The sequence below is a fragment of the Bradyrhizobium shewense genome (assembly GCF_900094605.1).
In the GTDB taxonomy this organism is placed as follows: domain Bacteria; phylum Pseudomonadota; class Alphaproteobacteria; order Rhizobiales; family Xanthobacteraceae; genus Bradyrhizobium; species Bradyrhizobium shewense.
Genome location: NZ_FMAI01000001.1, coordinates 627,593 through 640,512, shown reverse-complemented (window position 1 = coordinate 640,512; position 12,920 = coordinate 627,593). Strand labels below are relative to the sequence as shown.

General features: G+C 62.6%; 11 protein-coding genes. 6 read left to right on the top strand and 5 right to left on the bottom strand.

From position 1 onward, the window contains the following. Positions 1-2 precede the first annotated feature (2 nt). From GA0061098_RS02710 to GA0061098_RS02690, 5 genes are all read left to right on the top strand, one after another. On the top strand, positions 3-1,196 hold the full coding sequence (locus GA0061098_RS02710; protein WP_091953137.1) for an extracellular catalytic domain type 1 short-chain-length polyhydroxyalkanoate depolymerase: 1,194 nt from the start codon (positions 3-5) through the stop codon (positions 1,194-1,196). Between the two features lie 420 nt (positions 1,197-1,616). Then, positions 1,617-2,129 (top strand): phasin family protein, encoded by a 513-nt coding sequence (locus tag GA0061098_RS02705; protein ID WP_091953134.1) that lies wholly within the window; start codon positions 1,617-1,619, stop codon positions 2,127-2,129. A 159-nt stretch (positions 2,130-2,288) separates the two neighbouring features. Continuing rightward, entirely contained in the window at positions 2,289-3,248 is a 960-nt protein-coding gene (locus GA0061098_RS02700; RefSeq protein WP_165637110.1) for an alpha/beta fold hydrolase, read from the top strand. 255 nt (positions 3,249-3,503) lie between these two features. Further along, positions 3,504-4,460: an ABC transporter substrate-binding protein gene (locus tag GA0061098_RS02695; protein ID WP_165637109.1), complete on the top strand. Its 957-nt coding sequence runs from the start codon at positions 3,504-3,506 to the stop codon at positions 4,458-4,460. Positions 4,461-4,787: 327 nt separating this feature from the next. After that, the gene (locus GA0061098_RS02690; protein ID WP_091953127.1) at positions 4,788-6,248 is read left to right on the top strand and encodes a DUF1254 domain-containing protein; all 1,461 of its coding nucleotides are present in this window, start codon (positions 4,788-4,790) and stop codon (positions 6,246-6,248) included. A gap of 261 nt (positions 6,249-6,509) precedes the next feature. Here the strand turns inward: GA0061098_RS02690 and GA0061098_RS02685 are convergent, their stop codons facing one another. From GA0061098_RS02685 to GA0061098_RS02665, 5 genes are all read right to left on the bottom strand, one after another. Further along, on the bottom strand, positions 6,510-7,367 hold the full coding sequence (locus GA0061098_RS02685) for a tetratricopeptide repeat protein (protein WP_091953124.1): 858 nt from the start codon (positions 7,365-7,367) through the stop codon (positions 6,510-6,512). Beyond that, positions 7,340-8,242 (bottom strand): adenylate/guanylate cyclase domain-containing protein, encoded by a 903-nt coding sequence (locus tag GA0061098_RS02680; RefSeq protein WP_165637108.1) that lies wholly within the window; start codon positions 8,240-8,242, stop codon positions 7,340-7,342. Before GA0061098_RS02680 ends, GA0061098_RS02685 begins: the two co-directional genes overlap by 28 nt. Positions 8,243-8,650: 408 nt before the next feature. Beyond that, positions 8,651-9,235: a DUF1254 domain-containing protein gene (locus GA0061098_RS02675; RefSeq protein WP_091953120.1), complete on the bottom strand. Its 585-nt coding sequence runs from the start codon at positions 9,233-9,235 to the stop codon at positions 8,651-8,653. Beyond that, a complete protein-coding gene (locus tag GA0061098_RS02670; protein ID WP_018315808.1) occupies positions 9,232-9,810 on the bottom strand; it encodes a DUF1214 domain-containing protein in 579 nt (192 codons plus the stop codon). The genes GA0061098_RS02675 and GA0061098_RS02670 overlap by 4 nt, the downstream gene beginning before the upstream one ends. 9 nt (positions 9,811-9,819) lie before the next feature. Next, positions 9,820-12,108, bottom strand: coding sequence for a transglycosylase domain-containing protein (locus tag GA0061098_RS02665; RefSeq protein ID WP_091953118.1), 2,289 nt, complete (start codon positions 12,106-12,108; stop codon positions 9,820-9,822). A gap of 294 nt (positions 12,109-12,402) precedes the next feature. On the opposite strand from GA0061098_RS02665, the gene GA0061098_RS02660 reads away from it, so the two are divergent. Next, positions 12,403-12,918: a YcgN family cysteine cluster protein gene (locus GA0061098_RS02660; protein ID WP_091953116.1), complete on the top strand. Its 516-nt coding sequence runs from the start codon at positions 12,403-12,405 to the stop codon at positions 12,916-12,918. The last annotated feature ends 2 nt before the right edge of the window (positions 12,919-12,920 follow it).

Below are 12,920 nucleotides of genomic sequence, written 5' to 3'. Positions count from 1 at the left end.
CGATGCTGGATCAAGACATAGTCCGCGAAGCCACCCGCCTCACGCGTGCCGGCCAACTGGTCGAGGCCACCGCGCTCCTGCAACGCATGCTCCAGGGCGGTGGCGCTCCAAGACCGGAGTCTCGCAGCGGCGCTCAAGCTCGGCTCCCGCGGCTCGATCCGCTTACCATCGACGCCACGGCCAACTTCGTCGAGGAGCGGGAGGCTCCGCAGATCTCGCCGGCCCGCTTTGATCGAGGACGCAGACGCTCCTCACCGCTCGACGGCATGCGGGATATTTCCGGGCTCGGCCTGCGAAGTCCGATCACGCGCGCTCCTCTGTCCCCATCGGACATCATGCCCGACGGCACACGGTTTATCGCCGGTACTTTCAGTAACGCCGCGGGAAGCCGGACCTACAAGCTGTTCATCCCAAGCCGCTGTCAGGGACAACGGCTTCCCCTGATCGTCATGCTTCATGGCTGCACCCAGTCGCCGGACGATTTCGCGGCCGGCACCCGGATGAACTTCCGGGCGGAAGAGCAGAATTGCTTCGTGGTCTATCCTGAGCAGCCGAGCGGAGCCAACCAGTCGAAATGCTGGAACTGGTTTCGCACCGGTGACCAGCGCCGCGGCGGGGGCGAGCCTTCGATGATCGCCGGCATTACCCGCCAGATCATGCGCGACCATGCGATCGATCCGAAGCGCGTATACGTCGCGGGTCTCTCTGCCGGTGGGGCCGCCGCTGCCATCATGGGCGCAACATATAGCGACCTGTACGCGGCCGTCGGCATTCATTCAGGCCTGGCGTGTGGGGCCGCGAGCGATCTTCCCTCCGCGTTCGTCGCGATGCGGCAGGGGGGCGGCTCCAAGGCAATTGCGGATGGCAAAACTTGTGTGCCGCCGACCATCGTTTTCCATGGTGATCGCGACACGACGGTGCATCCAAAGAATGGCGATCAGATTATCGAGCAATCCGCCAGGGCAACGAGGCCGACGACGAAGGTACTTCGCGGACGCGTACCCCACGGCCATGCCTATACTCGCACGGTCCTAACCGACGGGGCCGGTCGGGCGATCTCCGAACACTGGACTATCGATGGCGCCGGACACGCGTGGTCAGGCGGCAGTCCCGCCGGTTCCTACACTGATCCACATGGGCCGGATGCGACGAGGGAAATGCTGCGCTTCTTCCTCGAGCATTCGCTCGGTGGGTAATCTGGTTGCAAGGGCGCTCAGGCTGTCCTCGAGCACGTCGCCGAGCTTCCGAACTGCTAGTGACGAGAGCATTCAAATTGCTGCAGCGATGCGGCCTATCAATGGCCGCAGCCGATGCTGCCCTCGATACGAGGAGGTCTCGCGATCAAGGCATGAATGTTTGCGTAGTCGCCGCAAAGCACAACGAGCGGAGAGCTAATTGTTCTCAGGCCGACGCCCATTGAGTATAGGCCGGAAGATCGCCAGCTAGACGTTTGTTGGTTGGAGTTGCTACCTGAAATCAACGTCCACATCGCAGAACGTGCGTGATCTCAGTTCATGCGGAACTCCAACAATGCGCGGGTTTGGAACGCCACATCGCAAAGCCTGTTGTCCGTTCAGAAATGACCGTGGTCGCCCCCCATATTCTTGGAGCGTCAGATGAGCAAACGCAAACTGCCACCAGCGTCAAAGCGCGCCCGCAATCCGAATACGGCCGCGCGGGCCCAACGGAACAAGCAGGCCATTGTTAAAAGCTCGAAAGAGAATGGACCTCGCTCTGTTGCGGCAGCCTCGATTGAACCACCTCCTAGGCTTCGTGACGATCCTAGACCCGGGGTTCCTGTCATTGAGTCTCGGGTGGATGCCCTGCCAGATGACCTCAGTCGGAGAATGATTAACAGCGATCCAATGAAAGGCTTTGCCTTAGCCACGGCAAACACGCAGGCGTACCAAGAAAAGCTTCTTGAGATAGCTCAGGCCAACGTGCAATTTGCTTTCGATTTCAGCCTGAGACTTGCGACGATCAGGTCACCAACTGAATTTTTCGCCGTCATTATGGAGTTTACAAGCAGACGGGTCGATATGTTCGGGCAGCATTCGAAAGAGTTGTCGGCATATCCGTTCTGGCGCATCGAGCCGCCCCGAGAGCTCACGGTTCTGCCGGGACGATAACTGCAAGCGGTACCCGCTGCGGCAAAGGATGGACGCAACGCGGACCACGCACGGGGCGATCACGGTTCTTTTGGCTAGGAGGGAGCGGAATCAGCAGCCCTTAGAGGGCTCGATGCCGCCAATCCGAGAGACCCGCGATCGGGAATGGAGGTTGACACCATGTCGACAACTGAAGCCGTTCTGCTGATCGTTTTGGCAGGGCTTGTCGTTCTGATCCTCTGCAACATCACGTTTCAGGTGACAGCGGAGCGAACGAATCCGCCTATCGGCGTCTTCACCGTGTGCGACGGAGTGCGCCTTCACTATATCGAACGGGGCGATGCCGCCGCGCCTTGCGTGGTCCTCCTCCACGGAAATGGCACCATGGTTCAGGATCTCGTCCTCAGCGGATTGGTCGACCGTCTGGCCCGCAACTATCGCGTTGTTTGCTTCGACCGGCCAGGGTTTGGCTACAGCGACCGTCCGCGCACGCGCATCTGGACGCCCACAACGCAAGCTTCCTTGTTCGCGAAAGCTCTTGATCAGCTCGGGGTGCGCAATCCCGTGGTGCTCGGCCACTCCTGGGGAACGCTGGTGGCGATCGCGCTGGCGCTGCGAAGCGGTTATGCCGTGAGCGGGCTGGTGCTTGTGTCCGGCTACTATTTTCCAACCTCTCGGATGGACTTTTGGCTCATGTCAGGTCCGGCACTGCCGTTGCTGGGCGATCTGATGCGCTACACGATCTCGCCGATCATATCGTGGGCTATTGCGCCGAAGCTGATGCGCACGCTGTTCGCGCCGCGTGCCATTCCGCCGGAATTCAAGAATGAATTTCCGATCTCGTTGGCTCTCCGGCCCAAGCAGTTGAGGGCGGCAGCCGAGGAGAGCGCGTTCCTTATTCCAGCTGCTGCGCAATTGCAGCTTCAGTATCAGGGTATCCGGTGTCCCGTCAGGATCGTGCATGGGAAGAGTGACCGGCTCATCGAGGCCGACCAGTCGCGCCGCCTGCACGAGGCGTTGCCCCGCTCCGTGCTACACTTGGTGGAGGATGCCGGTCACATGGTTACCTATGCAGATACGCTGGGAATAGCGGATGCCGTGGCGACGCTGGCGCTCACCGCGCCGCTGAGGACCGCATAGGGTTTCCTGTTGCAATGCGGGCGTCCGGAAGTGGCCCTTAGCCGAACAAGGCTGAGGCCATTGTGGTGTCGGCTACCCGCGGCAGACCGGACGCGGGGCCGTGCCCACTTCGAGGGCCGCTGGTGACCCGCACCAGACATCACCAACGTTTCAATCCACCATTTCAACGGCTATGATGGCAAGCTCGCGCGCTGCCGAAATTGGAAATGCACCATCAGAGCGATCATGAGTGGGCGCCGGTGTTTTATAGCTTTAATGGGAGCGGCCATCCTCGTCGCGCCGCTCTCGACACGCGCGCAACAGCCGGCCACACCGGTCATTGGATTCCTCAACAACTTGTCGCCTGGTGCGATCGCCCGCCCCGTAGCCGCGTTCCGCGAGGGCCTGAAGGAAGCCGGCTTTATCGAAGGCCACAACCTCGTGATCGAATATCGCTGGGCCGAGAATCACAATGATCGTTTGCCCGCGCTGGCTGCCGATCTGGTCCGGCGCCAGGTTGCGGTGGTTGTTGCGACCGGCGGCGGCGCCTCGGCGCTAGCCGCGAAGGCTGCGACCACCACAATTCCGACCGTGTTTTCCTCAGCCACTGATCCTGTCGAGCTGGGCCTCGTTGCCAGCCTAAACCGACCCGGCGGAAACGCCACCGGCGTTTATGTGATGACCAACTCTTTGGAAGCCAAGCGGCTGGGCCTGCTGCACGAACTGGTGCCAAACGCCGCGACCATCGCCATGCTGGTCAATCCGGGCACTCCCGGCGCCGACAGCCAGTTGACGGAAGCGAAGACGGCTGCGCAAACCCTCGCGCGGGAGATTCACGTTCTAAGGGCCCACAACGAGCCGGAACTCGACAGGGCCTTCGCGATCCTGGCCGAGCACCATACCGACGCTCTCCTCGTCGCGGCCGATCCGTTCTTCAACGCTCACCGCCAGCAGATCGTCACAATGGCAGCGCGCTACGCCGTTCCCGCAATCTACGAGTTCCGGGAGTTTGTGGTGGCCGGCGGCCTGATGAGCTACGGGATCAGCCTGGCCGACGCGTACCGGCAGATTGGACTTTATACCGGCAAAATTCTTCAGGGCGCCAAGGCCGCTGACTTGCCGGTTATGCAGCCGACCAAATTCGAGTTGGTCATCAATCTCAAGGCCGCGAAGGCGCTGGGCATCACTGTCCCGCCGATGCTGCTCGCCCGCGCAGACGAGGTGATCGATTAGGGGAGTTGTTGCTGCTGTGCACGAGTCAGCTTGTGGCCGTTGCTGATCTCAGCCCAGAGCTGCGTCGATGTCCGCTTCATAGAGATGACCCGACCAAGGTCTTCTGGCTGCCGAAGGCAGCCTTTGACCCAAAGCGGACATCCGGAGCGATGCGTTCGCCCTACCACCATTGATCTAAGTCAAGGGAAAGTTCCACTCACGTGGCACGATGCACGGAGGCGTCCACTTGCCGAAGTTGCTATTCGCCGCCGCGCGTTTCGCCAGATACTTTGACGCAAAAGTGTTCGGCTCGGCAGACCGGCCTATTCCCCGATGTGGAGAAGTCCGATGCACAAAATCCGGATGATGCTACTTACTTTGAGCTTGTTGGCCATGTTCGTTCCGCTGAAAGGGACGAATGCCGAGCAAGCGATCAGTGAAGAGGAAGCACGCGCCATCGGCATCGACGCTTATGTCTATTTCTATCCCATCGTCTCATTCGACGTGACGCGGAAGCAGTCCACAAACATCGAGGCCGGCAAGGAAATCGGCAAGGGCCCGATGAACACGTTCTCTAATTTTCCCGCCTATCCGCCCGGCGACTATAAGGGCGTGGTGCGAATGAACTTCGATACCCTGTATTCTTGGGCTTGGCTCGACATGACCAAGGAACCGATTGTTTTCTCGGTGCCGGACACCGGCGGACGGTATTACTTGATGCCGATGTTGGATGCTTGGACGGATGTATTTGCGTCACCCGGCTGGCGAACCACGGGCACCCAGGCAGGCACGTTCCTGATTACCCCGCCCGGCTGGAGACCCGACCTCCGAGATAGATTTGTGGAGGAGTTCAAGCTACCGAAGGACACCCGGCGGATCGAAGCCCCGACGCCCATTGTCTTGATCGTCGGACGAACGAAGACCGATGGGCCGCCGGACTACGATGCGGTTCACAAGATACAAGCGGGTTACAAGGTCACCCCGCTCTCGGAATGGGGAAAAGCCCCGAAGCGGGCGGAAGTGAAGATTGATCCGTCCGTCGATATGAAAACGCCACCGAAGCATCAAGTAGACACAATGCCCGCCAGCGAGTACTTCGCCTATGCTGCCGAGCTGCTGAAGGTCAATCCACCCCACATCACCGATCAACCCATGGTCGACCAGCTGAAAAAGATCGGCATCGAGCCCGGTAAGGGCTTTGATATCGAGAAGGTCGATCCAGCCGTTCGCAAGGCTTTAGTGAGCGCTCCAGAGGAGGCGCGGCAGCTAATGGCATGGAAGTACCCAAAGCTCGCGAGGGTGGCGAACGGCTGGGCAATGAACACCGACACCATGGGTGTGTATGGCAACTACTATTTGAAACGCGCCATCGTTGCCCAGGTTGGACTTGGTGCGAACGTCCCTGAAGATGCCATCTATCCGATGAACCTTGCCGACGAGACGGACAGGCCCCTCGACGGCACCAACAAATTTACGCTTCACTTCGATAAAGGCGGCACGCCGCCGGTGAACGCGTTCTGGTCGGTCACGCTCTACGACAGCGAGGGCTATCAAGTCCCGAATTCCCTTAATCGGTTTGCGGTGAGCAGTTGGATGCCGTTCAAGTACAACTCGGATGGATCGCTCGACCTCTATTTTCAGAATGAAAGTCCAGGCAAGGACAGAGAGGCAAATTGGCTGCCAGCGCCGAAAGGCCCGTTCAACCTGACCTTGCGCATGTACGCCCCGAGGACGGAAGCGATGACTGGAAAGTGGAACCCGCCGCCGGTCACGCGTGAGCCATCAACGGTGGGGCTGAACGCTCAGTGAACTAATCGGCCCGAACGGTCCGACCCGAACGCGATACTCAACTATCGCGCATCTGCGCGCGAACGTCGGCTCATGGCCCATCAGCGACGTTGCGCCGCGTCTGACGGAGGTCCGCTCACTGCGTCAGAGCGGACCAGATTTGCTCAACCTGAGTGCTTCGCATTTTGAAGCCGACGTTTGGCAATCCGACAAACGACGTCGTGCGGGAACGTCGAAAAGCTCGCTGCAAACAGAAGGGATGGACCGCAGTTCAATGCAGCCTCACCCCCTCCATCCGGCCTTACCCAGACCGTCGACGAGATGCGCGTGGTCTTCTGGACGAAACCACGGAGCTCTGTTGCGGACATACATATCCAATGCCCCCGGTGCGCGCGAGACGGCCTTTTCCAGTTCTTCCTTCGCTTCCGCTGTACGGCCAAGCTGGCCCAGCGCCGCCGCGGACCAGCGGTAGATCATCGGAAAATTCGGATACGACCGGATCAGGCGTTTTGCGGCCTCGATCGAAGCCTCATATTCGCCGCAGAAATATAAACCGCACGCAATGTGCAACAAGCGGACTGCCAGATAGGGATCGCGGGGATCGAGCCTGATACACACGTTGAGAGACGTGACCCCCTCCTTGTGCCGTCCGGCAAAGATCAGCGTCGCGCCTCGATGGCCATGCGCGATCGCCAGATTTGGACTCATCGAGAGAGCTCGCTCAATCTCCGCCAACGCATCGTCAGCCTCGCCGCGTGCTTGCAAGGCCCAGCCAAGGCACGAACGGGCTTCGGCGTCGGCACCATCGAGTGCGACCGCCCGGCGGGCCAGGGCCTCCGCCGAATGTTGCGCGTCTCGCAGGCCTATCTTCTGGTAGAGCGCGGCCGCTTGCAGCTGGTACAGAGCGAGCGCGCTGTAGCTGCCGCTGAAGGTCGGGTCGAGATCGATCGCCTGTCTGAAGAATTTCTCGGCGCGCTCATCGTCCTCTGCGGTCGCTTTGCTCAGATGCCACAGGCCGCGCTGATAGGCGGCCCAGGCATCAAGGCTGCCCGGCGGCCTGCGCATGGCGCGTCGGAGCTCGGCGTCTGCAATGGCGGGGGCGAGCGCAGTCGTCAACGCCTCGGTGAGCTCATCCTGCACGGCGAAAATATCTGCGAGATCGCGGTCGTAGCGCTCGGCCCATACATGATTGCTGGTCGCCCCTCTATGAGCTGCGCGGTCACGCGGATCCGGCTGCCGGCCTTGCGCACGCTACCTTCAAGCACGTAGCGGACGCCGAGCTCGCGCCCGACCTGTCTCACATCAACCGCTCGCCCTTTGTAAGTGAACGACGAGTTCCGTGCGATGACGAACAATGAGGGATAACGCGATAACGCCGTGATCACATCTTCGGCGATACCGTCGGAGACGAATTCCTGCTCGGGGTCGCCGCTCATATTGGTCAGCGGCAGCACGGCGACAGATGGCTTGTCAGGCAACGCGAGCGCCGGAATCTCGCGTTTGGGCGTCGCAGTCCGCAGGCCCGGGTCGATGATGATGCGGTAAACGTGGACGGGCCGGGCGATGTTCTTCAGAGTTTGCTCACCCGCTTCCTCAACGTCGAACGGCACCTTGTCGCGCGCGTGATTGAAGACAGTCTGAGAGATACAGATGCCGCCGGGTTCGGCGATGCTCTCGAGCCGGGCGGCAATGTTGACGCCGTCTCCAAAGATGTCATGGGCTTCGACGATGATATCACCGATATTGAGTCCCACACGGAAGAGAATGCGCCTGTCTTCCGCGTCGTCGCAGGAAAGTTCGTTGATGCGGGACTGAAACTGCATGGCAGCCCGCACCGCTTCGACCGCACTTGGAAACTCAGCCAAAAACCCGTCGCCGGTGTTCTTCACGATGCGGCCGCCGTGCTGCGCAATTGCGGGCTCGACACCTCCGGCGAGAAGGGCCGTCAGCTTGGCGTGTGTCGCCTCTTCGTCATTGTGCATGAGCCGAGAATAGCCGGCCACGTCGGCGGCCAAGATCGCTGATAATCTTCGCTCGACTCGGATCCGCTCTTGCACCATGGCCGCACCAGGCCCCACCAACCCACCATACTCTAAACGGATCAGAGCGCAGCGCCAAACGCGCTTTGAGGTTTGGGGGATGCGCTAAGTTGAAACGTCAACTGTGCTGACCCGGGGTGCGCCTGAGCTGACCCGCGGTGCGCACCAAATAGAGATCGAGTCCGGGCCGCCAATGTCGCCTTCTGGCCCAAAAGCGAAGTTCAGTGGCGGCCACTTTCGCGCCGCTGTTGGACACTGAGCCGACATTGGGCGCCGGGCGTGCTTAGGAGTCCACGCACAAGCCCAATGATCTCAACGTCCCCGCTACTGTGCATGGGGTTGTTTTTCAGCTTTTTGTTTTGAGGGCCGCCGAACCAGCCGCGCTCAGCGCCGGCCGCGCGGTGCCTCGGCCTTGGCGGGCTGTTCGGTCTGCGGGCCGCAGCTCGCGGCTGCAAGCGTCGCCTGCGCCTGTTGCATCAGGCCGGGCTCGGCGGCGAGCGCCTTCATCACGATCAAACCGGTGGTGCTGGGGGAATCGATGATCAGGCGGTCGGCCGCGGTGACCTCTTCGTCCTCCGGCAGCTCGTTGTGCTGCGCTTCCGTCATCAGGTCGAGCTCAATCACCTTGCGGCCCGCCGAGCGGTCGTTGATGGCGTAATAGGCGATCTCGTTGCGGGTGTAGAACGACACCGAGGTGTAGGCCTGGCTCACCGGCACCGTCAGCTTGATCGGTCCGCTTGTGAGATCGTAGCGGCAGATCGCCAGCGCAAAGGCCGGGTCCATGAACGGCATCGGTGAAGTGTTGGGATCGGCGAGGGGAAGCTGGCTGACGCCATTGAGCTTCGTCATCGGCGTCAGCCGCGAATAGGCGTCCTGCGTCGCGATCCGCGGCAGCGCCAGCACGCTGACGAGGTGGACCACGAGGCCCAGCACCACGCCGGCAACGACGGTGAACAGGAGGCGGATCATGAGCAGCCCACCGTCGAAATCGTCGGCATCGGCGCATCGCGCTGGGTGCGCGTCGCAACGCCGACCGGGGTGTCGTAGAGGCGGAGCATCAGTGCATAGCGCTCGATGCCGCCGGTCGGCAGCCAGTTGCCGGCGCGCGAGCGCGAGGCGATGCGGATCTCGAACGAGCCGTCGGACTGGCGTACGATCTCCTGGCTGGTGAAGCCGTAGCGGGCCAGCGAGTTGGCGACGAGATGGCCCTTGCGGTCGTACAGCGTCAGCGTCCAGAACCGCGCCGGCGGCGTCACGCCGGAGACGATGACGTCGCAGCGGCCGTCGAGCGCCTTCTTCTTGTCGTCGGTGGTGGCGGTGAAGGCGACGCCGTCGCCGGTGCCGATCGGCAGCTCGCCGTTGCGCACGATGGTGGCGCGCGAATAGGGATCGACGTCGGCGGTGCCGGTGCGCGGCCGCGCGGTCCAGGCGCCGATGGTCAGCGCGCCGATCTCGGTGCCGCGCGTCGTCGTCATCCAGGTCGCGCCGAGGCCCACCACCGTCGCGAGCAGAAGGGCCGTCAATGTGATCAGGATCAGCCGCACTTGTTTCGATCAGTTCTTGCGCGGGGCGGAGGCGTTGGCATTCTCTTCCGCATAGTTCTGCGGGAAGGCGAGCGCGCTCGTCGCCGAGGGCGGCCTAGCCGCCTTGGTGTCGGCATCCGCCGATTTCTTCGCCGTCTTGGCGGCGTCATCCAGCAGCTTCTCGACGCGCACCAGGATGTCGGCGCCGCGCTTGGTCAGCACCGGCGGCGGACCCGGCTTGGTCTCCAGCACCTTCGGCGCCGCGTTGGCCTGCGCGTTGCTCACATGCTGCGGCGGCAGCTTCTGGCCCATGCCGATGCCGGGGATCTCCCGGACCTCGACGCCCTGATGCGCCGCGAGCATGATGTCGTGCCAGGTCTGCGCCGGCAGCGAGCCGCCGGTCATGCGGTTGGTCGGCGAGTAGTCGTCGTTGCCGTACCAGACCGCGCAGGTGAAATTGCCGGTGTAGCCGACGAACCAGGCGTCGCGATACGCATTGGTCGTGCCGGTCTTGCCCGCGGTCGGAATGCCGTCGAGCGCGGCGCGGCGCGCGGTGCCTTCGCTGACGACATGGCTCATCATGCCGGCCATGTCGGCGGCGACGGAGGCGGGGATCGCCTGCCGCGGCTTCGGGCCGTCACGGTCCCAGCGCCAGACGAGGTCGCCGGCGCCGGTGCGCACTTCGAGCACCGAGTGCGGCGTCACCGCCTTGCCGCGGTTGGGGAAGGTCGCATAGGCGACCGCGTGCTCGAGCACGGTGACTTCGTCCGAGCCGATCGGCAGCGACGGCGTGTCGGGCAGCGGCGCCTTGAGGCCGAAGCGGCGCGCGACCTCGACGATCTTGGCGCGGCCGATCTTGGCCGGGTTCGGCGCCTTCGGCTGCTCCTTCTGGCCGATCGCGATTGACAGCTTCACCGGCACCACGTTGATCGAGCGCGTGATCGCCTGCGTCAGCGTCACCGAACCGGAATAGGAATGGCCATAGTTCTGCGGGCACCAATTGCCGATGCAGACCGGGCCGTCGACCACGATCGAGTTCGGCGTAAAGCCGTTCAGCAGCGCGGTGGTGTAGACGTAAGGCTTGAACGACGAGCCCGGCTGGCGGTAGGCGTCGGTGGCGCGGTTGAACTGGCTGGCGCCATAGTCGCGGCCGCCGACCATGGCGCGGATGCCGCCGTCGAGGTCGGAGACCACGGTCGCCGCTTGCGTCGCGTGATAATCGCGGCCGAACTGGCGCAGCTGGTTCTCGACCGCGTCTTCGGCGGCCTTCTGCACGTTGGCGTCGATGGCGAGGCGCACCACGAAGACGCGCTCGGTGTAGGACTTCGGGAAAGTGTCGACCAGCTTGCGCATCTCGTCGAAGGCGTAGTCGAGATAGTAGTTCGGCGAAGCCTCGTCGCGGCGATCGACCGCGAAGGCCGGATTGCGGCGGGCGCCGAACACCTGACCCTCGGTCATGAAGCCGGCATCGACGAGGTTGTCGAGCACGACGTTGGCGCGGGCGCGGGCGGCGGGCAGGTTGATGTGCGGGGCGTATTTGGTCGGCGCCTTGAACAGGCCGGCGAGCATCGCGGCTTCCGCCAGCGTCACGTCGCGCGCGGATTTGTTGAAGTAGAAATGCGCCGCGCCGTCGACGCCGAAAGTGCCGCCGCCCATATAGGCGCGATCCAGATACAGCTTGAGGATCTCGTTCTTGGTCAGGCGCCATTCCAGCCAGACCGCGAGGAAGGCCTCGTTGACCTTGCGCTCGATGGTGCGCTCGTTGCTCAGGAACAGGTTCTTGGCGAGCTGCTGGGTGATCGAGGAGCCGCCCTGGCGGACGCCGCCGGCCTGGGCGTTGGTCACGAGCGCGCGCGCGGTGCCGGCGATGTCGATGCCGAAATGCTCGTAGAAGCGGCGGTCCTCGGTCGCCAGCGTCGCCTTGATCAGCACGTCCGGAAAATCTTCCAGCGGGATCGAATCGTTGTGCTTGATGCCGCGGCTGCCGATCGGGTTGCCATAGCGGTCGAGGAAGCTCACCGCGAGATCGGATTTCTTCAGCCAGTCCTCGTCCGCGGTCTCGCGGAAGGCGGGGATGGCGAGGGTGAGCATCACGACCAGGCCGCCGAGCCCGAGGGTCGCGGCCTCCGACAGCGGCTCGATGAACACCCAGCGCTTCCAGCGTCCGACATAGAACCGGTCCATGAAGGTCGAGTAGCGCTCGTAGAGCTCGCGGATGCCCTTGGCCGAGGAGAACAGCGAGGAGTCGATGCGCGCATCGAGGTCCAGGAAGAAATTCCGGACCTTCTGCTTCCAATGCGGTGGTATGATCTGGCGCACCTAGACCCCTTGAGGCTTGGTTCGAAAGCGTTCAAGCACCCGGCCGGGGGCGGCATCGAGACGTCTTGAGGGAATGTTGCGGCAAACCCAAGGCGCCCGGCCAGCGTCCGAGGGGCTTGCTGTTCCTTCTAGCCGAGCGGGGCCCATAAACCAATGGTCAGGCTCGCGATTTTGAACAACAGGCCTAATTGACCCCGGTTCATTACGGGCCTCAAAGGCGCCTTGCTTGCACCACCCCGGCCGCACGCCCTAGATGGCTTGAGCCGTAGCTCTTTCGAACTTTTGTTGAGGCGCATGACCGCAGTTCCCAAACGACCTTCAGGCCAGGAAGGATTCTTCTGGAAAACCAAGACGTTGGAAGAGATGTCGGCGGGCGAATGGGAAAGCCTGTGCGACGGCTGCGGGCGCTGCTGCCTGAACAAGCTCGAGGACGAGGACACCGGGCAGATCTATTTCACCCATATCGGCTGCAAGCTGCTCGATGGCGCCAGCTGTGCCTGCAAGGACTATCCGAATCGCTCCGACAAGGTTCCGGACTGCGTCCGCCTGACGCCGGCCAATGTCCGCACCCTGAACTGGCTGCCGCCGAGCTGCGGCTACAAGCTGGTCGCCGAGGGGCGCGATCTCTATTGGTGGCATCCGCTGGTCTCCGGTGATCCCAACACCGTGCATGACGCCGGCGTCTCCGTGCGCGGCCGGGTCGAAGGCAGCGAGGACGAGATCCCGGACGAGGAGCTCGAGGACCACATCGTGCAATGGCCGGCCCTGCTGCCGAAGCGAGCCCGCCTGAAGCGACGTCCGAAGGACTGAAC

Bases quoted from the DNA above. Each gene is read 5' to 3' on its own strand.
- GA0061098_RS02710 (WP_091953137.1), top strand. From the start codon at position 3: ATGCTGGATCAAGACATAGTCCGCGAAGCCACCCGCCTCACGCGTGCC.
- GA0061098_RS02705 (WP_091953134.1), top strand. From the start codon at position 1,617: ATGAGCAAACGCAAACTGCCACCAGCGTCAAAGCGCGCCCGCAATCCG.
- GA0061098_RS02700 (WP_165637110.1), top strand. From the start codon at position 2,289: ATGTCGACAACTGAAGCCGTTCTGCTGATCGTTTTGGCAGGGCTTGTC.
- GA0061098_RS02695 (WP_165637109.1), top strand. From the start codon at position 3,504: ATGGGAGCGGCCATCCTCGTCGCGCCGCTCTCGACACGCGCGCAACAG.
- GA0061098_RS02690 (WP_091953127.1), top strand. From the start codon at position 4,788: ATGCACAAAATCCGGATGATGCTACTTACTTTGAGCTTGTTGGCCATG.
- GA0061098_RS02675 (WP_091953120.1), bottom strand. From the start codon at position 9,235: ATGATCCGCCTCCTGTTCACCGTCGTTGCCGGCGTGGTGCTGGGCCTC.
- GA0061098_RS02660 (WP_091953116.1), top strand. From the start codon at position 12,403: ATGACCGCAGTTCCCAAACGACCTTCAGGCCAGGAAGGATTCTTCTGG.